Origin of the sequence: Chryseobacterium sp. PvR013, assembly GCF_017833095.1 — a bacterium.
Taxonomy (GTDB): domain Bacteria; phylum Bacteroidota; class Bacteroidia; order Flavobacteriales; family Weeksellaceae; genus Chryseobacterium; species Chryseobacterium culicis_A.
Genome location: NZ_JAFIBT010000001.1, coordinates 1,005,459 through 1,030,184, shown reverse-complemented (window position 1 = coordinate 1,030,184; position 24,726 = coordinate 1,005,459). Strand labels below are relative to the sequence as shown.

27 protein-coding genes are annotated in these 24,726 nt (G+C 34.8%); 23 read left to right on the top strand and 4 right to left on the bottom strand.

All coding sequences use genetic code 11. The features are described 5' to 3' along the window. Positions 1 to 46: 46 nt before the first annotated feature. The 12 genes from JOE44_RS04805 to JOE44_RS04750 all read left to right on the top strand — a co-directional run bounded on the left by JOE44_RS04805 (position 47) and on the right by JOE44_RS04750 (position 10,872). Positions 47 to 514, top strand: a complete 468-nt coding sequence (locus JOE44_RS04805; RefSeq protein WP_209789102.1) for an SRPBCC family protein — start codon at positions 47 to 49, stop codon at positions 512 to 514. Between the two features lies 1 nt (position 515). Next, a complete protein-coding gene (locus JOE44_RS04800) occupies positions 516 to 968 on the top strand; it encodes a sterol desaturase family protein (RefSeq protein ID WP_209784569.1) in 453 nt (150 codons plus the stop codon). After that, positions 965 to 1,654 (top strand): lycopene cyclase domain-containing protein, encoded by a 690-nt coding sequence (locus JOE44_RS04795; RefSeq protein ID WP_209784568.1) that lies wholly within the window; start codon positions 965 to 967, stop codon positions 1,652 to 1,654. Before JOE44_RS04800 ends, JOE44_RS04795 begins: the two co-directional genes overlap by 4 nt. Continuing rightward, a complete protein-coding gene (locus JOE44_RS04790) occupies positions 1,644 to 2,192 on the top strand; it encodes a lipocalin family protein (protein ID WP_209784567.1) in 549 nt (182 codons plus the stop codon). Before JOE44_RS04795 ends, JOE44_RS04790 begins: the two co-directional genes overlap by 11 nt. A gap of 27 nt (positions 2,193 to 2,219) precedes the next feature. After that, positions 2,220 to 2,810 (top strand): GTP cyclohydrolase II, encoded by a 591-nt coding sequence (ribA, locus tag JOE44_RS04785; RefSeq protein WP_209784566.1) that lies wholly within the window; start codon positions 2,220 to 2,222, stop codon positions 2,808 to 2,810. Positions 2,811 to 2,938: 128 nt separating this feature from the next. After that, on the top strand, positions 2,939 to 3,238 hold the full coding sequence (locus JOE44_RS04780; RefSeq protein WP_209784565.1) for a hypothetical protein: 300 nt from the start codon (positions 2,939 to 2,941) through the stop codon (positions 3,236 to 3,238). 369 nt (positions 3,239 to 3,607) lie between these two features. After that, positions 3,608 to 5,083, top strand: a complete 1,476-nt coding sequence (locus JOE44_RS04775) for a response regulator (RefSeq protein WP_209784564.1) — start codon at positions 3,608 to 3,610, stop codon at positions 5,081 to 5,083. 5 nt (positions 5,084 to 5,088) lie between these two features. Beyond that, positions 5,089 to 8,691, top strand: a complete 3,603-nt coding sequence (locus JOE44_RS04770; RefSeq protein ID WP_209784563.1) for a response regulator — start codon at positions 5,089 to 5,091, stop codon at positions 8,689 to 8,691. Positions 8,692 to 8,706: 15 nt separating this feature from the next. After that, on the top strand, positions 8,707 to 9,072 hold the full coding sequence (locus JOE44_RS04765; RefSeq protein WP_209784562.1) for a response regulator: 366 nt from the start codon (positions 8,707 to 8,709) through the stop codon (positions 9,070 to 9,072). Then, positions 9,073 to 9,903: a protein-glutamate O-methyltransferase CheR gene (locus tag JOE44_RS04760; RefSeq protein WP_209784561.1), complete on the top strand. Its 831-nt coding sequence runs from the start codon at positions 9,073 to 9,075 to the stop codon at positions 9,901 to 9,903. Positions 9,904 to 9,930: 27 nt separating this feature from the next. Continuing rightward, on the top strand, positions 9,931 to 10,482 hold the full coding sequence (locus JOE44_RS04755; protein ID WP_245169710.1) for a chemotaxis protein CheB: 552 nt from the start codon (positions 9,931 to 9,933) through the stop codon (positions 10,480 to 10,482). Positions 10,483 to 10,500: 18 nt separating this feature from the next. Beyond that, a complete protein-coding gene (locus JOE44_RS04750) occupies positions 10,501 to 10,872 on the top strand; it encodes a response regulator (protein WP_209784559.1) in 372 nt (123 codons plus the stop codon). Positions 10,873 to 10,928: 56 nt separating this feature from the next. Here JOE44_RS04750 and JOE44_RS04745 read toward each other — a convergent pair whose 3' ends face one another. Further along, complete coding sequence (locus JOE44_RS04745) at positions 10,929 to 11,216, bottom strand: hypothetical protein (protein WP_209784558.1); 288 nt, start codon at positions 11,214 to 11,216, stop codon at positions 10,929 to 10,931. 174 nt (positions 11,217 to 11,390) lie between these two features. Between JOE44_RS04745 and JOE44_RS04740 the strand changes: the two genes are divergently transcribed. Together JOE44_RS04740 and JOE44_RS04735 are read left to right on the top strand one after the other, a co-directional pair. Beyond that, a complete protein-coding gene (locus JOE44_RS04740) occupies positions 11,391 to 12,071 on the top strand; it encodes a MarR family transcriptional regulator (protein ID WP_209784557.1) in 681 nt (226 codons plus the stop codon). A gap of 152 nt (positions 12,072 to 12,223) precedes the next feature. Beyond that, entirely contained in the window at positions 12,224 to 15,187 is a 2,964-nt protein-coding gene (locus tag JOE44_RS04735) for a response regulator (protein ID WP_245169709.1), read from the top strand. Between the two features lie 555 nt (positions 15,188 to 15,742). Here JOE44_RS04735 and JOE44_RS04730 read toward each other — a convergent pair. Further along, positions 15,743 to 15,883 carry a hypothetical protein gene (locus JOE44_RS04730; RefSeq protein ID WP_209784556.1) on the bottom strand — a complete coding sequence of 47 codons (141 nt, stop codon included), beginning with the start codon at positions 15,881 to 15,883 and terminating at the stop codon, positions 15,743 to 15,745. A 176-nt stretch (positions 15,884 to 16,059) separates the two neighbouring features. Between JOE44_RS04730 and JOE44_RS04725 the strand changes: the two genes are divergently transcribed. The 8 genes from JOE44_RS04725 (at position 16,060) to JOE44_RS04690 (ending at position 20,875) form a co-directional block, all read left to right on the top strand. Continuing rightward, positions 16,060 to 16,239: a hypothetical protein gene (locus JOE44_RS04725; RefSeq protein WP_209784555.1), complete on the top strand. Its 180-nt coding sequence runs from the start codon at positions 16,060 to 16,062 to the stop codon at positions 16,237 to 16,239. Between the two features lie 458 nt (positions 16,240 to 16,697). Then, entirely contained in the window at positions 16,698 to 16,883 is a 186-nt protein-coding gene (locus tag JOE44_RS04720; protein WP_047433500.1) for a hypothetical protein, read from the top strand. Positions 16,884 to 16,970: 87 nt separating this feature from the next. Continuing rightward, the gene (locus JOE44_RS04715; protein ID WP_209784554.1) at positions 16,971 to 17,147 is read left to right on the top strand and encodes a hypothetical protein; all 177 of its coding nucleotides are present in this window, start codon (positions 16,971 to 16,973) and stop codon (positions 17,145 to 17,147) included. After that, positions 17,110 to 17,337, top strand: a complete 228-nt coding sequence (locus JOE44_RS04710) for a VOC family protein (RefSeq protein WP_209784553.1) — start codon at positions 17,110 to 17,112, stop codon at positions 17,335 to 17,337. The genes JOE44_RS04715 and JOE44_RS04710 overlap by 38 nt, the downstream gene beginning before the upstream one ends. Positions 17,338 to 17,472: 135 nt before the next feature. Then, positions 17,473 to 18,297: a helix-turn-helix domain-containing protein gene (locus tag JOE44_RS04705; RefSeq protein WP_209784552.1), complete on the top strand. Its 825-nt coding sequence runs from the start codon at positions 17,473 to 17,475 to the stop codon at positions 18,295 to 18,297. Positions 18,298 to 18,524: 227 nt separating this feature from the next. Beyond that, positions 18,525 to 19,346, top strand: coding sequence for an alpha/beta hydrolase (locus tag JOE44_RS04700; RefSeq protein WP_209784551.1), 822 nt, complete (start codon positions 18,525 to 18,527; stop codon positions 19,344 to 19,346). A 118-nt stretch (positions 19,347 to 19,464) separates the two neighbouring features. Continuing rightward, entirely contained in the window at positions 19,465 to 20,373 is a 909-nt protein-coding gene (locus tag JOE44_RS04695; RefSeq protein ID WP_209784550.1) for an alpha/beta hydrolase, read from the top strand. A 64-nt stretch (positions 20,374 to 20,437) separates the two neighbouring features. Then, on the top strand, positions 20,438 to 20,875 hold the full coding sequence (locus JOE44_RS04690) for a Rid family detoxifying hydrolase (protein WP_209784549.1): 438 nt from the start codon (positions 20,438 to 20,440) through the stop codon (positions 20,873 to 20,875). Positions 20,876 to 21,134: 259 nt separating this feature from the next. Here the strand turns inward: JOE44_RS04690 and JOE44_RS04685 are convergent, their stop codons facing one another. Next, positions 21,135 to 22,055: an AraC family transcriptional regulator gene (locus JOE44_RS04685; RefSeq protein WP_209784548.1), complete on the bottom strand. Its 921-nt coding sequence runs from the start codon at positions 22,053 to 22,055 to the stop codon at positions 21,135 to 21,137. A 119-nt stretch (positions 22,056 to 22,174) separates the two neighbouring features. After that, a complete protein-coding gene (locus JOE44_RS04680) occupies positions 22,175 to 23,077 on the bottom strand; it encodes an NAD(P)H-binding protein (RefSeq protein WP_209784547.1) in 903 nt (300 codons plus the stop codon). 568 nt (positions 23,078 to 23,645) lie between these two features. Here JOE44_RS04680 and JOE44_RS04675 point away from each other — a divergent pair. Then, positions 23,646 to 24,191, top strand: a complete 546-nt coding sequence (locus JOE44_RS04675) for a peptidoglycan-binding protein LysM (protein ID WP_209784546.1) — start codon at positions 23,646 to 23,648, stop codon at positions 24,189 to 24,191. Positions 24,192 to 24,726 lie beyond the last annotated feature (535 nt).

Here is a 24,726-nt window from a genome sequence, read left to right as displayed (position 1 = left end):
AGTGATTAATTTTTTTAAGGTTGTGAAACTATTCAAAAAAGAATAAATAATGTACAGATTATACAGAGAGCAACAGCTTAATTGCAATATTGAGGCAGCGTGGAATTTTTTTTCATCTCCTCATAACTTATCTGAAATAACCCCTAAAAGTATGAATTTTGTGGTTCTTTCAGAGATTAATGATGAACCTATCTTCGAAGGAATGGAGATTGATTACACAGTTTCTCCCGTATTGGGAATTCCAATGAAGTGGAAAACAGTGATCAATCAGGTAGAAAGCTATAAAAGCTTCACTGATTTTCAAAAAGAAGGTCCGTATAAATACTGGAATCATTTTCATGAATTTATTCCCAACGGTTCCGGAGTACTTATGAAAGATACTGTAGATTATGAACTTCCAATGGGAGTTTTAGGTAAAATAGCCCATCAGTTATTTGTAAAAGAAAAGCTCAGAAGCATTTTTGATTTCAGATACAGGGTTCTCAATGATCTTTTTAACAATAAACATAATTAAAATGAATATTCTGATCGTTTTGGGAGTATTTATTTCAATGGAAGGAGCAACATGGCTGATCCATCGGTATATTATGCACGGCTTTCTGTGGTTCCTGCACCGGGATCATCATGATCATAGCAATGATGGCAAGCTTGAAAGGAATGATTGGTTCTTTTTCATTTTTGCCAGCCCGGCTATTGCTTTATTATATCTGGGAGTAAAGCAGAATTTTAGTTATTGGTTTTTTATCGGTCTGGGAATAAGTCTTTACGGAATGGCTTATTTCTTTGTTCATGATATTTTTATCCATCAAAGAGCGAAAGTTTTTACCAAAACAAATAATCCGTATTTACTTGCAATAAGACGAGCACATAAACAACATCATAAGTATTTGGGGAAAGAAGATGGAGAATGTTTTGGATTTCTATGGGTTCCTGTAAAATATTTTAAAATGTATTTCAATAAAAAATGATGCACTACACTTATTTACTGATTAATTTTTTCACTGTCATTATCTGCTTTTTGGCTTCTTTTGACAGAAGGATACAATTCAATAAGCTTTTCGGAAAATTTTTGTTGTCATCTACTATTGTAGCCATTCCATTTATTCTCTGGGATATATGGTTTACGGCAAAAGGAGTATGGTGGTTTGATCTTCATTATACCCTTGGGATTAAAATTGCAGAACTTCCCATTGAAGAATGGCTGTTTTTTTACTGTATTCCATTTGCCTGTGTTTTTACTTACTACTGTCTGGAAAAGTTTTTTAAGATGGAATGGGTGGGTGTTTTTAATAATCTTATTGTTTTTACAGCAGTTATTGTTCTTAGTGTGGCAGGGCTTCTTTATTATGAGAAAATATATACTTTATTAACAGTAGTGGTAACGATCCTCACGCTTTGCTATCTGCATTTTATCGCTAAAAAAGACTGGATAGCCAAGGCTAGTTTTGTATATCTGATTCTGATGCCGGGCTTTTTTGCAGTAAATGGAATCCTGACAGGATCTTTAATTCCTTCGCCGGTTGTTAACTACAATCCTGATGAATTTTTAGGAGTAAGAATGGGAACAATTCCTATTGAGGATGCTGTTTATGGATACAGTCAGTTTTTATTAAATATTTATTTCTTTAAAAAAATAACTAAAAATGAAAAATAGAATAACTTTTATCTTGTTAATGAGCTTCGGATTATTAAATAGTCTGTCCTCTTGTACGTCTATGCCTGAAAATACTCAGCCTGTCAATCAGTTTGATGTCAACAGATATTTAGGAACATGGTATGAAATAGCAAGATTTGATTATCGGTTTGAAAAAGATCTTGATAATGCAATGGCTCAGTACAGTCTTAATGAGGACGGAAGCGTGAATGTCATGAACAGCGGGTATAATTTTAAAAAGAATAAATGGGTTTCAGTAAATGGTAAAGCTAAATTTAGAGGAGAAAAAAATATCGCAGCTCTGAAAGTGAGTTTTTTCTGGCCTTTTTATGCCGGATATAATGTAGTTGCCCTTGAGGATTATAAATATGCATTGGTTGCCGGAAAAAATTTAGACTATCTGTGGATTCTTTCCCGCGAAAAAAATATTCCTGAAAATATCAAACAACGTTTCATCAGCAAGGCTCAGGAGATCGGTTACGATACCTCAAAGCTCATATGGGTAAAACAGGATAAAAAAAGCCCGTTTGATAAATAGATGATCAATTAATTTTAAATTAAACTTATGCTTAAAATACAGGCGCAATCAAAAATCCCCACAGACTACGGAATCTTCAATGTATATGCATTTTCGGAAAGTGAAGAAGACTGGTCTCCTCATTTGGTTTGGGTGGCAGAGAATACAAATTTTACGAAAGTCGTAAACGTACGTTTTCATTCAGAATGTATTACAGGAGAAATTTTTCACTCCAGAAAATGTGAATGTGGACAACAGCTGGATACTGCCATGAAATATATCTCTAAAAATGGAGGAGTAATTGTCTATCTGCGTCAGGAAGGAAGAAATATCGGAATCATCAACAAACTGAGGGCTTATGAGCTTCAGGAACAGGGCTGGGATACCGTTGAAGCTAATTTAAAACTGGGGTTTCCTGCTGACGGAAGAAACTTTGATATCGCAGTTGAAATGTTGGATATCTTACATATAAAAGAGATCAACTTATTAACGAATAATCCCGATAAAATCAAATCTGTAGAGAATAGCGATATCATTCTCAACAGCAGAATTCCTTTGGAAATTGATTCTAATGAAGTGAATGAAAGTTATCTCGTTAAGAAAAAGAACTATTTCGGCCATCTCTTTGAAAAAATATAACAGGCTTAATAGCTGTAAAACAGGGATCTATGTATTGAAGTATTTTTTTTAAGATTTTTTTAACAGAATAATTGTTTTTTAGGCATGGTGATTGTTTATTTATATACCAATTACTAAAATATTATATTATGAACAATTCAGATTACAACAAAGCGGAAAATGCAGTAGACCAAACAAAAAATTCTTTAAAAAATGCAGCTGATGAGGCAAAATGGAAGATCAGCGACTTAGCGGATAAAGCTAAAGATTATATCAATGAAAAAAGAGATAACGATCAGGAAGCAACTCATGAAGACTGGCTGGATCGAGTAAAATCTAATGTTTCCGATGCTTGGGAAGATATTAAAGATAAGGCTGATGAAGCTTGGGAGAAGACGAAAGATGCCGCTGAAGATGTGAAAGCAGAATGGAAAAAGAAAACCAATTAAAGTTAGTTTAAAAAATGACCAGACCTTTTAAAGTTCTGGTCATTTTTTTATGATCACAAATGGATTTTGGTTTACTAATATTCTATATGGTTGATTTTACATAGATAATGTTCATATCAGAATGAATAGAGAATGTTTTCATCGGTATTCATCCGGTATATTGTTTTTTACAGGGTGTTTTTTCTGAAATTTTGAACGTTTTTCCTAAAATATGATCAACAATCCCAATCCCTGTGCAAGGGATTTTTTTTCATGTAAAATGTGGTATGGAATTCTTAAGGATTATCCTTTAAAAATTACTGCTTTTCGAAATATTGTGAGTATTTTTGAAGCTAAAGTATCCGTAACTAATTATTGATTTTAATTCCTATGATTTTAATTGTTGATGACAACCAAAGTAACCTTTATTCACTTCAAAAATTACTTGAATCTAAAGATTTTCAGGTAGAAACAGCCGGCTCTGGTGAAGAGGCTCTTGGTAAAGCACTGAAGAATGACTATGCCTTAATTATTTTAGATGTTCAGATGCCGGATATGGATGGCTTTGAAGTTGCGGAAACACTTGCAGATTACAGCAAAACTAAAGATGTTCCTATTATATTTTTATCCGCTGTCAATACAGATAAAAAATTTATAACCCAGGGTTACGCTTCGGGGGGTAAAGATTATGTAACCAAGCCGGTAGATCCTGAAATTCTTTTGCTTAAAGTAAAAACATTCTATAATCTTCAGGAGAAAAATCTTGAGATGAAAAAAACACAGCAGAATCTTGAACTTGAAGTGAAAGGAAGACGCGAATCTCAGGTTACTATGAAATCTCAGATAGATCATTTTCATCTGATGCTGGAGTCACTTCCTCAGATTGCATTTACACTTAATGAAGACGGAATCGTTGATTTTGTTAATGGTAAATGGTATCAGTATTCTGAAGAGGAAAAGGTTTTTCCTGAAACGCATCCTGATGATCATGATATCATAGAAGAATTGCAGCGATGTAGAAAAAAAGGAAAAGCTCTCGAATTAGAGATCAGAATTAAAAATATATTTTCAGGTAATTACCGTTATCATTTGCTGAGAATAACTCCGGTATATGATGAAAATCGTATCAAAAACTGGGTAGGAACCTTTACTGATATTGATGATCAGAAAAAAGTGGAAAAGGAAAAAGATGAATTTTTAAGCATTGCAAGCCATGAATTAAAAACTCCTTTAACCAGTATTAAAGCGTACGTTCAGCTATTGGAAAGAAAGCTGAAATTAGATAAAGAAAGTCCGGAAGCAGGATTTGTTACAAAAGTTCAGGGCCAGATTGAAAAGTTAAATACCCTTATCACTGATCTCCTGGACGTATCGAAGATTGAAAATGGAAAACTGAAGATTAATAAAAAGCCGGTTAATCTTGAAAGTGTAATCAGTAATGCGGTTGAAACAATATTACAGACCCATGATGAACGTGAGGTTAGAATTGATCGTCACGGAACAAAACCAGATATTTTAATTCCGTTGGATGAGATCCGTATCGAGCAGGTACTGATTAACTTTCTCACGAATGCTATTAAATATTCCCCGAAGAATAACCAGGTGATTGTGACCACCTTTGTAGATGATGAAGCCCAGGAAGTAAGAGTAAATGTGACTGATTTTGGAATTGGAATCCCCGATTTTAAACAGGATGCAGTATTCAAAAAATTCTATCGTGTAGAAGAATCTTCATTGCAGTTCCAGGGAATGGGAATCGGCCTGTTTATTTGCGCTGAAATCATTAAGCAGCATCATGGAAATGTTGGCGTTTCAAGTATTGTAGATGAGGGATCTACATTTTATTTTACCCTACCTTTAAATTAATTTTCATGCCGAAAAAAATTATACGAAATCTTCAATTTGGAATAGGTCTTTCACTTCTGATTTTAATAGCCAGCTCAGTGGCCTCATACTGGAGTATTCAGAATCAGATGAGCCATCGTGAAAGCCTTTCCCAAAGCAGACGTTCTGTAACAGCAGTTAAAGATGTCCTGGTAGCCCTGCTGGATGCGGAAACAGGAAACAGAGGGTATCAGCTTACCGGGAGGGAAGACTTTCTGGAGCCATACAAGCGTGGACTAAGAGAATATTCTAAAGCTTTGGTCCTGGCAGAATCACTTGTAGTAAAGGATAAGAACCAACAGGAAAGACTGACAGGATTAAAAATAGCAGTCGGCCAAGTGATTGATAATCTGGAAAATTTGGTGGAAAACAGACGAAGAGGAATTGTGATGACCCAGCAGCAGATTGTTACAGGTAAAGCTTATATGGACGAGTGCCGTAAAATTGTAAGAGATTTTGTACAATATGAAGAGAATCAGGTTGAAATCAAAAATAAAGATTTAGCACGTTCATCAGAAACAACAGTCTTGTTCATTGTTTTTTCTGCACTGGCAGCAGTGGTGGTAACTGCATTCTTCTATTTTAAAATGCGTGCAGATCTCATCCGGAGAGATGAACTTGAGAAAATGCTGAGAGATAAAGATCAGGAAATGACAAGGCGTGTAAGTGCTATTCAAAAAATAGCAAACAGAGTGGCCAATGGTGATTATAGTGAAAAAGCAGTAGATAATGCAGAGGATGATCTCGGAGACCTTGTGGAATCTCTTAATCACATGACCGAATCCCTTAAAATATCTTTTGATAAAATTAATAAAAGCGACTGGCGTCAGAAAGGACTTGCTTTAATGAATGAATCCCTTGTAGGAAATAAATCGGTAAAGGAAGTTTCTGATAAAGCTTTACATCAGTTGATTGAATATGGAAATTGCATCAATGGTTCATTATATCTTTTTGATGAAGGTGTTCTAAGGCTTAATAAAGCATTTGGGTTAGAAGCCAATATGAAAAGAACCTTTGATCCCGGAGAGGGAATGGTAGGGCAGGCTTTCATGAATGCTAAAACGCAGGTATACAATAATCTTCATGAAGATGATTTTGTAGTAACTTTTGCCAGCAGTACCATTAAGATCTATGGAATAGTTCTGATACCGGTTTTCGCAGACGGACATGCAATAGGAGTTATTGAACTGGGATCTACCTCTAATTTTGATGAAGACCGAATCAGCTATTTTGAAGATTGTTCTGTGAATATAGGAATTGCTCTGAATTCTGCGAAAGGAAGAGAAAAAGAACAACAGCTCCTGGAAGAAACCCAGGCACAGTCTGAAGAATTACAGGTACAGCACTCTGAACTTGAAAATCTCAATACTGAACTGGAAGCTCAGACCCAAAAACTTCAGGCCTCTGAAGAAGAATTAAAAGTACAGCAGGAAGAATTAATGCAGGCCAATGCGGAACTGGAAGAACGTTCACGATTGCTGGAAGAAAAAAATCATTTAATTGCAGAACGGAATAATGAGATTCAGAAAAAAGTAGAAGAGCTGGCACTCAGCACCAAGTACAAATCTGAATTTCTGGCCAATATGTCCCATGAATTACGTACCCCTCTTAATTCAATCCTTCTTTTATCAAGGTTAATGGCAGAAAATCCGGAGGAAAACCTTAATGAAGATCAGGTGGAATCTGCTAAAGTTATTCAAAGTTCAGGAACAAGTTTATTGACGTTAATAGATGAAATTCTTGACCTCGCAAAAATAGAATCCGGCAAAATGACCCTGGAATATCAGGAGGTGGTTGTTGAAGACATCGTAAAAGACCTGAAAAACCTTTTCAGTCCCGTATTTCAGGAGAAAATGCTGCCATTCAATATTCAGATAGATTCGAACGTTCAGAAAGTGATTGAAAGTGACCGTCTCCGAATTGATCAGGTTTTAAGAAATCTATTGTCTAATGCTTTAAAATTTACAACAAAAGGAAGCATCGATCTTCATATCAAAAAGCATTTGGAAAAGCCTGAATTTATTATATTTTCAGTAAAAGATACAGGTATCGGAATTGCAGAAGATAAACAAAAAATTATCTTTGAAGCTTTTCAGCAGGCTGATGGATCTACAAAAAGGAAATTTGGAGGTACCGGACTCGGACTTTCAATAAGTCGTGAAATTGCAAGGCTTTTAGGAGGTGAATTGGCTCTGAAAAGTGAAGTGAATAAAGGCAGTGAATTCAGTTTTACTATTCCTGTACTTCCAGTAACGGAAATTGCTCATTCCGAAACCGATCAGGATCTGGTAGAGATTATCCGTGAAGATGTTGAAGAAATTCAGAACATTCTTGATGAGGGGGAAGTTGTTCCGTTGAACACGCTGAAAATTCCTGATGATGTAGAGGATGACAGAGAGAATATTCAGGATGGGGATAAGGTTATCCTTATTATTGAAGATGATACTAATTTTGCAAAAGCTTTATTAAAATATGCTCATTTACAAGACTATAAAGGTATTGTGGTGGTAAGAGGAGATTATGCTCTTTCAGCAGCTCAGCAATATCACCCTCATGCCATTTTATTGGATGTTCAGCTTCCTGTAAAAGATGGTTGGGCAGTAATGGATGAATTGAAGTCGGATCCTTATGTGAAGCATATTCCGGTCCACATGATGTCTGCCCTGCATGTGAAAAAAGAAAGTCTTATGAAAGGAGCTGTTGATTTTATCAATAAGCCGGTAGCGATTGATAGAATGACAGATGTGTTCAGGAAAATTGAAGAAGCATTACAAAAAGGGCCTCAAAAAGTTTTGATTGTTGAAGAAAATGCCAAACATGCCAATGCATTATCCTATTTTCTGAGTAATTTTAATATTTCTTTATCCGTGGAACATACTGTTGAAGATAGTGTAAAAGCATTGACTTCAAACCTGGTTGATTGTGTAATTCTGGATGTTGGAAGTGCAAAAGGAAATGATTACCATATCATTGAGTCCATTAAAAGTTATGAAGGACTGGAGAATCTTCCGATCATTATCTTTACTGAACACCATTTATCTAAAGAAGAAGAGCTTAAAATAAAACAGTATGCCGATTCCATTGTCGTAAAAACAGCACATTCTTATCAGAGAGTGTTGGATGAAGTAGGGTTATTCTTACATCTGGTAGAAGAGAAAAATGGTTCAGCTGAAAATAACAGAGGCCGAATGCTGGGTTCTTTAACGGAAGTTTTGAGTGGTAAAAAAATATTGATTACTGATGATGATGTACGCAATATTTTTTCTTTAACCAAAGCCCTGGAAAAGTATAAAGTTGAAGTAATTGTGGCGATGGATGGGAAACACGCTCTGGAACAAATAAACCAGAATCCAGATGTAGATGTGGTTTTGATGGATATGATGATGCCGGAAATGGATGGTTATGAAACCATTAAGGAATTAAGAAAAATGCAGGCATTTAAAAAGCTGCCTATTATAGCCATTACTGCCAAATCTATGATTGGAGAACGTGAAAAATGCATTACAGCAGGAGCTTCAGACTATATCTCAAAACCAGTAGATATTGATCAGTTATTATCACTTCTTCGTGTTTGGTTGTATGAAAGTTAAACAGATAAAATTCTGATGAATAAGAAAATCTTAATCGTGGATGATGATCCACGCAATATATTTGCATTGAAATTAACTCTTAAAGCGCGTGGGTATACAGTTGAATCCTGTACAATGGCTCAGGAGGCTTTAGAAACCCTGAAATCTGGTCCCCAGTCTTATATTGTTCTGATGGACATGATGATGCCGGGAATAGATGGCTATGAAGCAGTCAGGATGATAAGAAATACTTCAGAAATCAAACATGTCCCTGTAATTGCGGTCACTGCACAGGCAATGCCTGAAGACCGTCAGAAATGCTTGGAAGCAGGAGCAGATGATTATATTTCAAAACCGATTGATGTAGATCTTTTAATAATGGCAATAGAAAAAATTTCATAGATGCTGGAACCAAGTATCGTAAAAGATGAAGAAATAGAATATCTCATCAGAGATGTTTATGATCTGTATGGCTATGACTTTTCTGGCTACAGCAGAGCTTCTTTTAAAAGAAGAGTTAACCGTATATGCCTCTTGGACAGGTTTACAAGCTTTGCAGAGCTCAGATACACCATTATAAATGATGTTGAATATTTAAAACGCTTTGTAGAGGAAGTTACAGTGAATGTTACGGAAATGTTCAGAGATCCCTCTTTTTTTAAAACCTTACGGGAGAAAATATTACCTCAGTTAGGCACTTATCCGTTAATCAGAATCTGGATTGCAGGCTGCTCAACTGGAGAGGAGGCTTATTCTATTGCTATTCTGCTCAAAGAAGCAGGTCTTTATAATAAGTCTTTGATTTATGGTACTGACCTTAATCCCGCAGTTCTTGAAACAGCAAGAGCAGGTATTTTTCCTTTACAGCAAATGAAACTTTATTCGGAAAACTATATGCTTTCCGGAGGTATAAAAGATTTTTCCGATTATTATACAGCCAATTACGATAGCGTAAGGTTTGATAAAAGCCTGCAGGAAAAATTAATTTTATCAACTCACAATCTTGTATCAGACAGTTCTTTTAATAGCTTTCAACTGATTGTATGCAGAAATGTCCTGATTTATTTTGACAGAGATCTTCAGGAAAGAGTATTCAGGCTTTTTGATAATAGCCTGGAGAATTTGGGCTTTCTTGCGCTGGGAGCAAAAGAGACCCTTCGGTTTTCTACTATTGACAAAAATTATCATCAGATGGAAGACCAGAAGATCTGGAAGAAAATTGACCACCATTAATTTACTGCGATGAACTCACAAACCAATATGAAATTAATTGTTATCGGAGGATCTGCGGGAAGTCTGCAGGTTATTATTGAAATGATTAAAAATCTGGATAATAAAATTCATATTCCCATAATATTGGTGATTCACCGTAAGGCACAATCTGGAGATATTCTTAGGACATTACTGCAGCAGTTTACCAGAATAGCTGTTGTGGAGGTTGAAGATAAAACAGAACTGGAAGAAAATAAAGTATATATTGTTCCTGCTGATTATCATTTATTGTTTGAGAATAATAAAAATATGTCATTAGATAGCTCCGAAAAAATGAATTATTCCCGTCCTTCTATAGATGTGACATTCAGATCTGCAGCAGAGATCTATGGCGAAAATGTGATTGGTATCCTTTTATCAGGGGCTAATGCTGATGGAGTGGAAGGGTTAGGATATATCAAAAAGCATAACGGAAAAGTCTGGATTCAGGATCCAAAAACCGCAGAAGTAGACTATATGCCCAGACATGCTATAGAAGAAATTGATTATGATTTAATTATCACGCCTGATACTTTAGCGAGTTATATAAAACAGTTATAATGTAAGAATATAAATAATATGAGTAAAAAGAAAATTTTAATTTTTGATGATGATACAGCTATTTTAGAAGTAATCACCATTATATTTGAAGAAAACGGATATGAAGTCAGAATTTCCGAAACATCACATGATATTCTTGAGAAAGTAGAAGATTATCAGCCAGATGTTATTTTGATGGATAACTGGATTCCAAAAATTGGAGGTGTAGAAGCTACAAAACTTCTTAAAAGTACAGAAGCATTTAAACACATTCCGGTAATTTATGTTACAGCGAATAATGATATTGTGGCTTTGGCATCAGAAGCCCGTGCCGATGATTATGTTTCAAAACCATTTAACCTGGATGATCTTGAAGCAATGGTAGCAAAACATATACAAGAACCTGCATAACAGATACCCAATAGTTCATCAATAAAATCTCTCAAAACAAAACGTTGAGAGATTTTTTATTTTTTTTCTAGTACTGTAATAATCTGTCTTTTCGTTAACGAACAGGTGTTGATTTGCTGAATTAAAGAAGATAATAAAAGATACAATGATGGATTTTCTATGGTGCTGTCCGAAAATGTTTTGACAAGAATTAATTTTTTTGAAACAATATTCTGAACCACTACATATTCAGTGCTGGCATTGACATCAATATTCAATTCCTTTTTAATAACCAAATTGAAATATTTATCAATTATTTTTTTATCGTTTTTTAAATGTAATGGTTGGCTTTCTATTCGGTCCATAACAATTATTATAATTATTTATTCTCAACAAGTTTTATGCCGTATAAAAGATTTTAAGAATTCAGAATAAGGAAATTATCATTCTGAATTCGTTGCAAAATTGTTCTTATTTTATATGATCAGGGAACAATTATAATCTAAAATTAGGTATATTTGTAAACTATTTTAATTAAAATGGATTACAAGCTTATTAAAGATTCTATTGACTTGCTGCAGGAATTTGAAACAGAAATTCGTACCTCTCCCGGTTTGTATCCGGAAACTATTCAGGGGTTTAAGGATTGGATTTCTAACAAGGAGAATGTTCATCGTGAAGAACATTTCGAAGAACCTTATTGGGAAGGTAAAGAGAACGGAAGAACAGCAGAAAGTGCCATAAGTACATTGCTTGTTCATCTTAACCGATATGCAAAAACCTACTCGAAATCAGCTATCTCAGATTCTGAATTTTCTACGCAGGAAGACTTTATTTATCTGATAAATCTTAAGGCTTTTGGAGAGATGACAAAAATGGCTCTTATCAAAAGAAATATCCATGATAAGCCTGTAGGTATGCTTATTATAGCCAGGCTTTTACGGCAGGGACTTGTGGAACAGACAGATTCTGAGTTAGACAAACGCAGTAAATTAATCCGTATTACCGGAAGAGGATTGCAGATCTTAGAAAATCAAATGGAAAAAATCCGGCAAGCTACCAATATCGTTGCAGGAAATCTCACTTATTATGAGAAGATGGATCTTATACGTATTCTTAATAAACTGGATCGTTTTCATTATCCCATTTTTTCAAGGAATATTAATTCTGACCAGCTTATCGATACGGTAAATGATGAGTATGTATTTATGGATTCTTAGTATTTAAATTAAGACATTCATGAAAGGTATCTCTATCTTTAAACGACTTAAATTATACCCATTTTTCAATATCTGCTGACAAATTTTTAAATTAATTTGTTAATATTATAAAATGACCTATTTTTAGTATTTTATTACAAAAATACTATTCAATGCCGAAAAAAATTATAAGAAATCTTCAAATAGGGGTAGTGATTTCTTTGATACTTCTGATTGCTAGTTCCATAGCATCTTACATAAGCATACATAAGCAGATGGAGAATAGGGAAGACTTCTTAAAAAGTAAGGAATCTATAAGCTTAGCAAAAGATATTTTAAACATTCTTCTAGATGCTGAAACGGGAAATCGGGGATATCAGCTTACCGGACGGGAAGATTTTCTTGAACCTTTCAATAAAAGTAGGGAGGAATATCCGCTGCTTGTTTCTGATAAAGATCGACTGAATCTTAGAAATAAAGATCAGATTAATGTCCTCAATGAATTGCTACATACTTCAGAAATGGTGATGAAGGAATATGTTTTATTTATTGAGAATCGGAAAAAGGGAATAGTAATGAGTCCGGAAGAACTTGTACAAAACAAGGAGGCTATGGACAGATGCCGTATGCTCGTTCAGAAATTTGTAAAACATGAGGAAGTTCAACTTGCCATAAAAAATGAAGATTTGAACAAGTCTTCCAATAGCACCGTGTTGTTCATCGTCTTTTCTGCCATTGCTGCTATTGGTGTAACTATTTTTGTTTATATACAACTAAAATCTGACCTTATCCGGCGCGGCAGGTTAGAAAAAGATCTGTTTTATACGAAGGAAATGCTTGAGGAAACAAGCTCAGTTGCCCAGGTGGGAGGATGGGAAGCCAATATGAAGACAGGAAAGCTCTTCTGGTCTCAAAGTACAAGAGAAATTCACAAACTAAAAGATGATCTCCAGCCTACTTTCGAAAGCGCCTTTGAATTTTACAAAGGAAAAAGCAGGGAGAGAATAAAATATCTTTTTAACAAGGCAATACAACAGGGAATTCCTTTTGATGAGGAGCTTCAGCTTCTGCGTAATGATGGGGTTACGATTTGGGTAAGAGTAAAAGGCATTCCCGAATTTGAAGATGATACCTGTAAAAGGGTTTTCGGAATCATTCAGGACATTGATGCCTTCAAAAAAATGTTTCTGGAGGCTACCCGGAAGGAGGCTATAATGAAGTCTTTTGCCACTGATGTGCCTGTTCCTTTGGCGATGTTTGATAAAGATCTTAACTATGTTGCTGTAAGCAGCAGATGGAGAGAGGAATTTAGTATGAATAATGTAGATCTTATCGGTAATAACCTTTTTGCGATATCACCTAGTATTCCCAAAGAACGACAAGATATCTATGACAATGCGCTTTTGGGAAAAACGTACATCAACAGTGACTTTATGCTAAAGGTGGAAGGAAAAGAAGAAATTCAGCATTACGATCTTAAAGTAGGTCCCTGGTATCTTACAAAAGATGAAGTAGGAGGTGTAATTATTTCCATCCAGAATATTACAAATGCTGTGCAGATAAATGAAGAACTGAAAAATGCCAAGGAAGCAGCAGATACAGCCAGCAAAGCAAAATCTGAATTTCTGGCCAATATGAGTCACGAGATCAGAACTCCTTTAAATGGAGTTATTGGTTTTTCAGATCTTCTCCTCACCACACCACTGAATGAAACACAGAAGCAATATCTGAATTACATCAATGAGTCAGGGGAAAACCTGCTTAGCATCATCAATGATATTTTGGATTTTTCTAAAATAGAATCCGGAAAATTGGAGCTTTTAATTGAAAAATGCGATGTTTATGATATGTTGAGCCAGGTAATCAATGTTATTATTTATCAATCTCAGAAAAAAGATATCGAACTTCTTCTCAATATCGAACTGGGTCTTCCAAAAATACTTTTTATGGATGAAGGAAGGTTAAAACAGATCCTGATCAATCTTCTGGGGAATGCTGTGAAATTCACAGAAAAAGGAGAGATCGAGCTAAAGGTGGAGAAATTGCGCATGGATGATAATACTATTGCTTTGCGCTTCTCGGTAAGAGATACGGGGATCGGTATCCCTGTTGAGAAACAAAAGTATATTTTTGATGCCTTTACTCAGGAAAACAGTTCAATCAGTAAACAATATGGTGGTACAGGTCTGGGCCTTACGATCTCGAACAATATCCTGGGATATATGGGAAGCCATTTGTCGCTGAGCAGCACAAAGGAAATAGGTTCTGTATTTTTCTTTGACATTGAGATTCCTTACGAGATCCCTCAATTGAGAGAGGAAGAGGAAATTAGTATTCAAACGGCCTTAGTGGTTGATGATAATGAAACCAACAGAATCATTCTTGAGCATATGCTTACCTATAAAAATATAAAGTCTACCTTGGCTTCTAATGGAATGGAAGCCTTAGAGATCCTGTTGAAAGGTGAGCGGTTCGATGTGATCCTGATGGATTATCATATGCCTCTTATGTCCGGATTGGAAACAATAGATAAAATAACAGGGTTGTTTAATGAGCGAAAAGAGACTTCCCCGTTTATAGTACTTTCTTCTTCTTCCGAAGAACTTAGCATCCTTAATTCAGTCAGGAAAATAGAAAATGCACATTTACTGTTGAAACCCATCAAATCACATGATCTATACAAAACTTTAAAAAAGGTAGACCAAAGTTTTGCAGTAGAAATTAATAAGGATCAGTCTGAGAAAGTTTCGCATTCATTTGCCTCAGAATTAGAAGTGCTTCTGGTTGATGATAACGTAGTGAATATGGTTCTGAATAATAGAATGATGAAGTCTCTTGCTCCCAATATACTTTTAACGGAAGCGGTCAATGGGCTGCAGGCTTTGGAGGAATGTAAGAAAAAGCAGTTTTCCATTATCATGATGGATGTGCAGATGCCGATAATGAGTGGTATTGATGCAACCCGAAATATCAGATTGCTGCCGGGATACGAACATATCCCTATCATAGGCGTTACAGCAGGAAATGTCCTGGGCGAAAAAGAAAAGTGCCTTGAAGCCGGAATGAATGATTTCCTTCCCAAACCTTTAAGAAAGACAGACCTTGTTGAAGTACTCAAAAAATATATTAGTATTTAGGACTCATGAAAAAAATAGGGCTCGATTTCTTCTGTTAATAATAGAGACAATATATTTTAAATGTATCAGATATAACCTTTATCTATATCAATACTATCCAAGTGGCCCAAAAGCTTCATCCAGAAATGAAAATTAAAGTTTACGAATTTATTTGAAAAATCTGAATTTTCTCGTTCAAAAAAATCCTGCAAAAATCTAATTTTGCAGGATTAATCAATTTTTAGCGCATTTTGAAGACTTTTCAAATACACCTAGTGGAGAATATCCTTCCTTTTGGATGACAAAAAGTTTACCTAAGGAGTAGGTCGTGGTTTTAAAAAAGGGCTTGAAGGAACATGGAAATTTCTTACCAGCGACATGTGGAAAGGTGAGACCTGGGAGGGACTGGGTATAGTGCCCATGAAAGAGCGGATTAATCTGACAATTAGATTAGTTCTTGATTCTTAGGAGTGTGGGGATGTTTTTTGTATAAGATAATAACCTGTTTTTCAGAAATTTACTAAAATATTGAAAATGTCTGGAAATATGTATTTGAAAAACAGGTTATTAATTTTTTTATGGCTCAAGTCCTGGGCCGCCACATGAACTGTACGGAACGCATGTTAATTTATCATTGATAAAACATAACCTGGTACAATCTGATCCGCCAACGATTGTTTTTAATTCTGCTTTTTTAAGCTTTTTTAAATTTTTCATATTAATATATTTTATTTTCATAACAAATCTCACAAATAATTATTATATACTAGTTGAAATTAACGAATTTTAACTTTCTGGTTGATTGGGTTTCAAAAGTGGGATGCTGTTGCAATGAATAGTTTAAATACTATGTATGATGTGATTTTTTATATGATAAAATAGCAATAACTTTGATGTCATTTAATTTGAAGAAGAACATGCAGGGAAGTGAACCTACTTATCAAATTTATTCTCCAGGATCGGTACTTAGGCTGTTTAGCAATGCATTAAAACTTAATGCAACCGTTAATCTTATTTATCTTAAGGGAAGATACTCTTTGGTGGTGGGAAGCGTATGGAAATTATTACTATAATAATTTGTTTTCAGAATCAGATACAATTTCTATTAGAGTCCGGGTTTCTGCATTACTGAGAAGTAAGATTGAAAACAATAAGATCTATACCTCAAAGTACTTATAGTCTTACATTTAAAAATTGGATACAGTCCTTCTATGGAAGCCTAATTTAGTTATAACACTCGTAGAAACGTTTTTTTCAATCAGTCAAAGTAATATTTTTATCCAAACGGCTTAATTTTTGCAATTTTTTTAACCGAATGAATGTTAATCATATGATGTAGTTAATGAATTAAAAAGATAGAGAATGGAAATATCTCTATTGTCAAAGTTCGGAATATAGTTTTTTTGAACCTCATCTTACAGTTTACCTGAATACCTGAAAACTGTTTTGAGGCTGTGTTGATAATCTAAAAGATATTGACTCAATTAACTGATTATAGAATACTATTATTTAACATCAAAAAATTACTGTTATGAACGTTAAACGCACATTTGGAACAATACTGACTGTTTTAGGAATCGCAGGTTTAATTTATACAGGATATGAATTGATTAATAAAAGCTCGGCTTATACAACATTAGGTGTAATCGGGGTTCTCGGACTGATATTCTTTTTTTCTGGGATAGGTCTTGTCAAAAATACCAAAGACGAAGCATAATTATTTTGTTATAAAGAAGATGAAAAGTAGCAGGTCAAAAAAATATTTTGACAGGAATATTTGTGCAATTTTTTAAAAAATGCAGACATGGATTTAAAAATATTATCAATCGTTTGGGGTGTAGTAGATCTGGATAGGGCAATTGCCTTTTGGAGTGAGGCATTAGATTATAAAATGAAATATGAACCCGAAGCAGACTTTGCCATTCTAGTACCGAAAGACGGTGATGGAATCCAGTTATCCATTAAAAGTAACAAGCTCTGAAGAACCCAAGAGACACCATATAGATCTGATAACCGATAACCAGAATAAGGAGGTGGAACGGCTTCTTGGTATTGGTGCTTCAAAGGTAAAAGGATGGAATTATGAACAGGATGCAGACTATGTTGTTCTTCTGGATCCTGAAGGTAATTCATTTTGTATTGTACAACGGAATCTAGCTGGAGGGTTTTAGTTTAATGTACTATCTTAGAAATCACTTATAGCTTTTATTTATAAGTAATTATTACAATGCCTTATTATATTAATCCCTATTTTTACAGTAGACTTTTAATTAAGTATATCTACATAGCAATCTTAAATCATTAAAATGATAAAGGAATTTTCATTCAAAAAATTTGGCAATTTAGAATTTAGCAAATCCTCCGCTCAAAACGATTCCCTCAGTAAAATTAACGAACATATCAAAGTCCTGTTTATTCCACAAAAAGCTATTATCCAAGTGGATTTCGAGGAGATTGAAATGAAAACAGACACCTTACTATTTATTAATCCCCATGTGATTTTAAAGCCCTGTGAAACTATTGGGGGGCAATTGATGCATTTTAACAAGGATTTTTATTGTGTGGAAATTCATGATCATGAAGTTGCATGCGATGGTATCCTGTATAACAATGTGTTTGAAATTCCATTCATAAATTTAAATAAAGAACAGTCTGCTGAGATCCAAAAGATCATCAGTGATATTCAGTTCGAATTGAAAAATGAAGATTCTGGCACAGAAGAAATGCTGAGGACATTGTTAAAACTGATCATTCTTAAATCTACGCGCATTTGGAAGCAGCATCATCACCTGGCGGACAATATACAGCAGGCCGATGTCCAATTTCTACGGAAATTCAGCAAATTGGTAGAACAGCATTTCAAGACTCTCCATACTGTAGCTGATTATGCTGATTTGCTTTGTATTACGCCAAAAAATCTAAGTAAAAAAATAAGTATGGTTAGTAAAGACACACCAAATGAAATTATAAAAAACCGTATTATACTTGAAAGTAAACGTCTTTTAGCACATACTACAATGAGTGTTAAAGAGATTGCCTACACATTGAATTACGAGGACGACGCCTATTTTGTCCGCTTTTTTACCAAACACACGGGAATGTCCCCAACCAGCTTTAGAAAGCAGTTTTAGAGCAGATATCTTTCTCATATCCAATACAAGCACAACCCCAATCGGTTGTGCTTTTTCATATTTACACCTTTATTATCCTAAAATATACTGTTCATAATGCTACTAATATCGGTTTGGGCAAAAAGTGCAATTCAAAGCGAAAACCATCCATTGATGTGCCTTCGAAATTACCCCAACTTTGCAACAACAAAAGAAAACAATAACAACAACAATTAAATAGTAAAGACATGAACAAGTTTACAGTAAAAGATGGAACAGAAATTTATTTCAAAGACTTAGGTGAAGGACAACCGATATTTTTTCACCATGGATGGCCATTGTCATCCGATGACTGGGATGCTCAGATGATGTTCTTTCTGGAAAAAGGATTTAGAGTTATTTCCCATGACAGAAGAGGGCACGGAAGATCGACTCAAACCTATAAGGGTAATGACATGGACACGTATGCAGCGGATGTTGCAGAATTGGTAGAGTACCTGGATCTAAAAGGTGTTATCCATGTAGGTCATTCAACTGGTGGTGGCGAAGCGATAAGATATGCTGCCCAATATGGGAAAAATCGCGTATCCAAAGTGGTTTTAATAAGTGCAATTACACCTTATATGATTGCAGATGTCAATAATCCTGACGGGGTACCGCTTGCAGTTTTTGACGATATCCGCTATAATACACTTCATAACAGACAGCAATTCTATCAGGATCTTACAGTGCCTTTCTACGGTTACAATAGAGAAGATGCTGTCATTAAAAAAGGAATACAGGGCAATTGGTGGAGACAGGGGATGATGGGTGGTATCAAGGCACAATATGACTGTATCAAAGTCTTTTCTGAAACCGATTTTACAGAAGACCTAAAAAGTATAGAAATACCTGTTTTGGTACTCCACGGTGATGATGATCAAATCGTGCCTTATCAAACGACGGCAGTAAAGGCTGCAGAACTTCTTAAAAATAGCCAACTGATCATTTATCCGGGTTATTCTCACGGTATGCCTACCATCAATGCTGACGTAATCAACCAGGACATTCTATCATTTATAAAAGAATAAAAATAACTGGGCAAAAAGTGCAATTCAAAGCGAAGAGTGTCCATTGTAAGGCCTGATGAATAAGAGCAACTTTGTACTATTAAAAAGAATAAACAATAATAATAAATATTTAAAAATTATGAAAAATTTAATTTTAGCAGTCGTATTATTTACAACATTAATTTCAAATACAGTTTTATCACAAACTAAAAGAACACCTGCATCCTTTGGGAGAGAAGAATATATTGAAGTAGAGAAAAATGTGAAACTTCACGTGACCGACCTTGGTGAGGGAGAGCCTATTGTTTTGATTCATGGGTGGCCATTGAGTGACGCCATGTATGAATATCAATATGCCGATTTTATTCAAAAAGGATATCGTGTGATTGGTATCACTTTAAGAGGATTCGGGTTATCTGATAAACCGGGAGGCAAATATAATTATGATGTATTCGCAGATGATATCAAGGTTGTTTTGGACAAATTGGATGTTAAAAATGCTACAATCGGTGGATTTTCAATGGGTGGGGCTACAGTGATTCACTATGTGGCCAAATACAATGCGGCCCACGTTTCAAAAATGGCTTTATTTGGGGCAGCAGCACCGATCTGGACAAAACGCGCAGACTTTAATTATGGTTTATGGACCAAGGAAGATGTCAATGGACTGATCAATCTAAACAACACCAACCGTCCGGAACTATTCGCCACATTTGGTAAGATATTTCCAGCCAATGAGACCAGCGTTTCCCAAGGCCATGGTGCATGGTTAGGAGGTATCCAGGCTCAGGCATCGCCTTATGCAATGGCTGAGGGATTGAAAACTCTGAGAGATAGCGATTTGCGTAACGATTTGAAAAAAATAACAATTCCTACTTTGATCTTGCACGGTAAGTTGGATAAAATCTGCTCTTACGATCTTGCGGAACAAATGAATATTTTGCTTAAAAACTCAACTTTAGTTCCTTTCGAAAAAAGCGGTCATGCGCTCTTTATCGAAGAATTGGAAAAATTTAATACCGAATTATTGAACTTCGTTAAAAAATAGATAATCATAGTATGAGGTTAGTCTAAAAAGCTAACCTCCTTTTATTTATATTAAATCAATTGAAATGCAGAGATTTATATTATTTTTTATAACCCTAACATTGTTTTCCTGTAGTACAACAAAACACATTGTAGCAGTAAAACATAACGGTTTACCAGAAGCAATAGGGCCATATAGTCATTCTACGAGTTATGGTAATTTGATTTTTGTTTCGGGGCAAATTGGCTTGGATCAAAAAACCAACACGTTAAAAAATGGAATTGAAGAACAAATGGTTCAGATCATGGAAAATCTAAAGATTATTTTAGAAAATAATCAATCCGATTTTCAGCATATTACCAAAACAACGATCTTTTTGGCAGATATAAAACAGTTTGAAACCGTCAATAAAATCTATAGCCAATATTTTCATACGAGTTTTCCATCTAGGAGTACAATTGAAGTAAGGTCTTTGCCACGGAATGCAGCTGTTGAGATTGAATGTATTGCTGTTAAAAGGTGACGAAAAATTACTGTCAAATGGGTGTTTCAAGCGTGAGAATGGATGAAAAGCTGTATTTATCCATCCATTGATCTATCAGTTGCAACTTTAACCGTAAAGAGTATATAAATTTTGTCTCAAAAAAACTGCAAATTCAGTTCACTAATCGCCTTTTTAATTGCTTAATTTTTCTATCAATATGGGATTAGTGTCATGGTTTTATGTTATTATCCATCCTAATTATTTTGCGCAGGGAAAATTTTTAATCATCGCAGATCAGTCAATTAAAAGATTGTCTAAACTCCAAAGGCGATATAGTTGTTTTTGACTTAAAAAGCTTACTGAACGATTGTGGATGCTCAAACCCCAACTCATAGGCAATTTCGCTTACGGAAAGGTTTGAGGTTGATAGCTTTTCTTTGGCTTTTTCTATAAGTTTTTCATGGATATGCTGTTGAGTGCTCTGTTTGGTTAAAATTTTTAATAAGCCGGTTAAATAGCTGGGGGAGACATTTAGCTTTTCAGCTACAAAGTGTACACTTGGTAATCCTTTGGTAATGAGATTTTCGTCGTTAAAATAATTGTTCAGAAGTTCTTCCAGGGCATCAAGAATTTTGTGATTTGAAATTTTTCGGGTGATAAACTGTCTTTGATAAAAACGTTCAGCATAATTTAATAAAGTTTCAATTTGTGAAATAATGATGTTTTGGCTGAATCTATCTATATTTGAATGATATTCCCGTTCAATATTTTCTGTGATCTGCTGAATGATTATTTCCTCCTTTTCCGATACAAATAAAGCTTCATTCACTGAATAGTCAAAAAAATCATAGGCCTTAATGTTTTTAGCTAAAGAAGTATTCCAAAGAAAATCCGGATGAATCAGCAAAATCCATCCCGCATGCTTTTCCCTTTTATTTTTGTCAGGATCTATAGTCACGCTAAAAACTTGCCCGGGAGCCATAAAAAACATCATTCCTTCGTCAAAATCATATTGTTGTTGGCCATATTTAATCTTAGAACCGGAAGTTCGCTTGATTGAAATTGAATAAAAATCAAGAATCCAGCTCAATTCATTCTGATCTACCTGATGATTGATCATGCCGTAATCAATCAGACTGACCAATGGATGTTGAGGTTTCGGAAGCCCTCTGAACTTATGGAATTCGCTTATGGTTTTTATTCTGACAGGCTGTTTCATGATACAACGAAGTTACTTATTTTACTGGAATAATTTATCTGCTCTGAAACAGCCTCTGGTTCCGCTCAGATTGAATATGACCGAAGTCAGAGGCTTTCTATTTTCAGAATGAATAAAAGTTAACTATTTTTATAAATTTCAGCGAAATCTTTCGCAAAATCCTGAACTTTAATTTTACCTAAAACTGGTCTGTTTCTATAATAATCTTCGTACAGGACATTTCCTCGCCTTGCCATATTCATCTCAACAAAACCTTTTGCAGTCTCAGGATTCATCCCGGCTTTCACTAAATTATTTAGTAGATCGTCATCAGAAATAACAATCCATTGTAAATCCGGTTTGCCTATGGCTTCGCCTAATGTCTGTGCTATTTTATTAGGAGAAATCTCTTCACTGGCAATGTAGCGGATTTCCCTTCCCATAAAAGGTTTCTCTACTTCCTCCACAATTACGGCTGCTATATCGAAAGGTGAAACCCATGGCTCTTTTTCATCTCCGCCATAGTTTTGGATGATGGCATTATCGGAATGTATAGTGGGAATAAATGCCAACATATTGTAATAAAACCCGACAGGACGCATAAATTTGATAGAAACATTTTCCGGCAGCGTATTTAGGATTTTCTCAACTTCATAATGGAAGGCGAGGATTCCATTTCCTTTGTCCATATGGGCTCCAATACTGCTAAGATGGACTATATTTTTAACATTTGATTTTTCAATGGCCTCTTTATAATTTTTAGCAATTTGAATATTAGTCTCAATAAAATCAATCTCATGATTAAAAAAAGCCTTACTATTGATGGCTTCCATTGCATAAATAACATCTGCTCCTTCGAAAGTCTCAGCAAGGAAATCTACATCTTCCAATGTTCCTATTGCTGCTTTTGCTCCTAAAGATTCGATTTCTGCTTGTCTTGCAAAACTGCTGCTGATAACCGTTACATCATGACCCTTACCGAGTAATTCTTCGGTTAATGGTCTACTGATATTTCCTAACGATCCTGTTACAATAATTTTCATTTTATTTAAATTTTTTATTGAAACAAATTTCAGTATTGCAAAAAAATCCTCTGTAGCCAAATCAACTTTTTGCGTAGCCAAAAATAGTTTGAAAGAGTAGAAAGAATGGTTTAACTGAAATACGAAATGGATACTGCGCCGTATGTCCTCTGAAAAGTTAGCTAATGCCAAAAGAACACTTGTTTGCCAGCAATAAATGCTTCTTATTTTAAAAGTGCCGATGTAATAATGACTATATGCAGAATCATAGTAAAAAAGCAGTTACTAGTCTTTAGAAAATATGGACAATGAGATTGTACTATTTGCAAATCCTCAATGAAATGAATACTGTTATAAACGGATAATTTATATACGACAGCTTTATAATAGAAATAACAGGAATTTATATACGCCCTTAACACTTCTAAGTGTTGAGGATTTTACTATTTAAGTCAAATCAATAAACCGTGTAGTGATTTTACTACATGAACTTCCGTTTTCCACTACAAAGAAACTTTTATGGCTGCTATAAATTTGCAGTATACAAAAGATAACAATTAAATAAAAATAACAATAAAATATTACTGCCATGACAAAACAAATTGTAATCACAGCCTTAACTTTTGGAGCAATCATATTAGGAACTAATAATGTTCAAGCCCAAAATACTACAGCAACCACAACGGTAAACATTACCCTGAACGATGTCATCTCTATCGACGCGGGAAGTACTGCCATTGGTAATACGGTTGATTTTAACTATGCTACTGCATCAGACTATAACTCTGATCAAACAATTACTAAAGCCAACTCCCTAAAAGTTACTTCAACGAAGAACTTTAATGTGAAAGTAAAAGCAGGAGGCGCTAATTTTATGAATGGAACCAACTTAATCCCTGTAAATGTTCTGACGATCAAAGCAGCTACAGCTGCTGGAACCATGGGTGGAACAAAAAGCGCAGTAGTTTTATCTGCAACGGATCAGACTTTAGTATCCAATGCTCCTCTTGGAAGTGCATTAACATTGAACCTGGACTACACTATTCCAGCGGCAAAATCCTCATCTTCTGATATTTTAGGTAAACCAGCCGGAACTTATACTCAAACAGTAACTTATACTGCAACAGCTTTATAGGTTATTTTTTCATATTAATATTTTGTGATTTGGTGTTTCGAAGGCTTCCTCAGGAGGCCTTTGATTTTATATGTATTGATAATGATAGAGAAAATTCATAATCCTGGAATAAGTATCTTTCAGCTGTTGGAGTTATTAACTTTGTTAGGACCACATGAAGCTTCAACCACATGAAAACCTGATAAATACACCGAAGAAACGCAAAAGTTCGATTTCCTAATTTCCTAATTACTTAATTTTATAAAATGACTGGGGAAATTATAAATTTTGAATTCGAAATAAAATATTTTAAATATATTATAGAACCTTTAAAACACAACATCGTAAAGAAGAATAGTTCTAATATGTGTGGATTCCGCATAAGGTAAAATTTTATAGATAATACCGCCTTTTTCTGTGTTCAGCCGATAAAATTATAAAATAACTTAAATGCTATAATTAGATTTGAATTATGTAATTTGTATAATCATTTCGTATGATGATTCTTTGAAACAAGATAAAAATCCATATCGGGTACTCATAAAAAAGTACTGTA

What these genes read in the sequence shown, in the direction of transcription:
- ribA (WP_209784566.1), top strand. Translation starts at nt 2,220, where the DNA reads ATGCTTAAAATACAGGCGCAATCAAAAATCCCCACAGACTACGGAATC.
- JOE44_RS04790 (WP_209784567.1), top strand. Translation starts at nt 1,644, where the DNA reads ATGAAAAATAGAATAACTTTTATCTTGTTAATGAGCTTCGGATTATTA.
- JOE44_RS04780 (WP_209784565.1), top strand. Translation starts at nt 2,939, where the DNA reads ATGAACAATTCAGATTACAACAAAGCGGAAAATGCAGTAGACCAAACA.
- JOE44_RS04735 (WP_245169709.1), top strand. Translation starts at nt 12,224, where the DNA reads ATGCCGAAAAAAATTATAAGAAATCTTCAAATAGGGGTAGTGATTTCT.
- JOE44_RS04715 (WP_209784554.1), top strand. Translation starts at nt 16,971, where the DNA reads ATGGATTTAAAAATATTATCAATCGTTTGGGGTGTAGTAGATCTGGAT.
- JOE44_RS04695 (WP_209784550.1), top strand. Translation starts at nt 19,465, where the DNA reads ATGAAAAATTTAATTTTAGCAGTCGTATTATTTACAACATTAATTTCA.
- JOE44_RS04705 (WP_209784552.1), top strand. Translation starts at nt 17,473, where the DNA reads ATGATAAAGGAATTTTCATTCAAAAAATTTGGCAATTTAGAATTTAGC.
- JOE44_RS04770 (WP_209784563.1), top strand. Translation starts at nt 5,089, where the DNA reads ATGCCGAAAAAAATTATACGAAATCTTCAATTTGGAATAGGTCTTTCA.
- JOE44_RS04720 (WP_047433500.1), top strand. Translation starts at nt 16,698, where the DNA reads ATGAACGTTAAACGCACATTTGGAACAATACTGACTGTTTTAGGAATC.
- JOE44_RS04700 (WP_209784551.1), top strand. Translation starts at nt 18,525, where the DNA reads ATGAACAAGTTTACAGTAAAAGATGGAACAGAAATTTATTTCAAAGAC.
- JOE44_RS04740 (WP_209784557.1), top strand. Translation starts at nt 11,391, where the DNA reads ATGGATTACAAGCTTATTAAAGATTCTATTGACTTGCTGCAGGAATTT.
- JOE44_RS04760 (WP_209784561.1), top strand. Translation starts at nt 9,073, where the DNA reads ATGCTGGAACCAAGTATCGTAAAAGATGAAGAAATAGAATATCTCATC.
- JOE44_RS04775 (WP_209784564.1), top strand. Translation starts at nt 3,608, where the DNA reads ATGATTTTAATTGTTGATGACAACCAAAGTAACCTTTATTCACTTCAA.
- JOE44_RS04730 (WP_209784556.1), bottom strand. Translation starts at nt 15,883, where the DNA reads ATGAAAAATTTAAAAAAGCTTAAAAAAGCAGAATTAAAAACAATCGTT.
- JOE44_RS04745 (WP_209784558.1), bottom strand. Translation starts at nt 11,216, where the DNA reads ATGGACCGAATAGAAAGCCAACCATTACATTTAAAAAACGATAAAAAA.
- JOE44_RS04800 (WP_209784569.1), top strand. Translation starts at nt 516, where the DNA reads ATGAATATTCTGATCGTTTTGGGAGTATTTATTTCAATGGAAGGAGCA.
- JOE44_RS04750 (WP_209784559.1), top strand. Translation starts at nt 10,501, where the DNA reads ATGAGTAAAAAGAAAATTTTAATTTTTGATGATGATACAGCTATTTTA.
- JOE44_RS04690 (WP_209784549.1), top strand. Translation starts at nt 20,438, where the DNA reads ATGCAGAGATTTATATTATTTTTTATAACCCTAACATTGTTTTCCTGT.
- JOE44_RS04680 (WP_209784547.1), bottom strand. Translation starts at nt 23,077, where the DNA reads ATGAAAATTATTGTAACAGGATCGTTAGGAAATATCAGTAGACCATTA.
- JOE44_RS04795 (WP_209784568.1), top strand. Translation starts at nt 965, where the DNA reads ATGATGCACTACACTTATTTACTGATTAATTTTTTCACTGTCATTATC.
- JOE44_RS04725 (WP_209784555.1), top strand. Translation starts at nt 16,060, where the DNA reads ATGTCATTTAATTTGAAGAAGAACATGCAGGGAAGTGAACCTACTTAT.
- JOE44_RS04755 (WP_245169710.1), top strand. Translation starts at nt 9,931, where the DNA reads ATGAAATTAATTGTTATCGGAGGATCTGCGGGAAGTCTGCAGGTTATT.
- JOE44_RS04685 (WP_209784548.1), bottom strand. Translation starts at nt 22,055, where the DNA reads ATGAAACAGCCTGTCAGAATAAAAACCATAAGCGAATTCCATAAGTTC.
- JOE44_RS04765 (WP_209784562.1), top strand. Translation starts at nt 8,707, where the DNA reads ATGAATAAGAAAATCTTAATCGTGGATGATGATCCACGCAATATATTT.
- JOE44_RS04675 (WP_209784546.1), top strand. Translation starts at nt 23,646, where the DNA reads ATGACAAAACAAATTGTAATCACAGCCTTAACTTTTGGAGCAATCATA.
- JOE44_RS04710 (WP_209784553.1), top strand. Translation starts at nt 17,110, where the DNA reads ATGGAATCCAGTTATCCATTAAAAGTAACAAGCTCTGAAGAACCCAAG.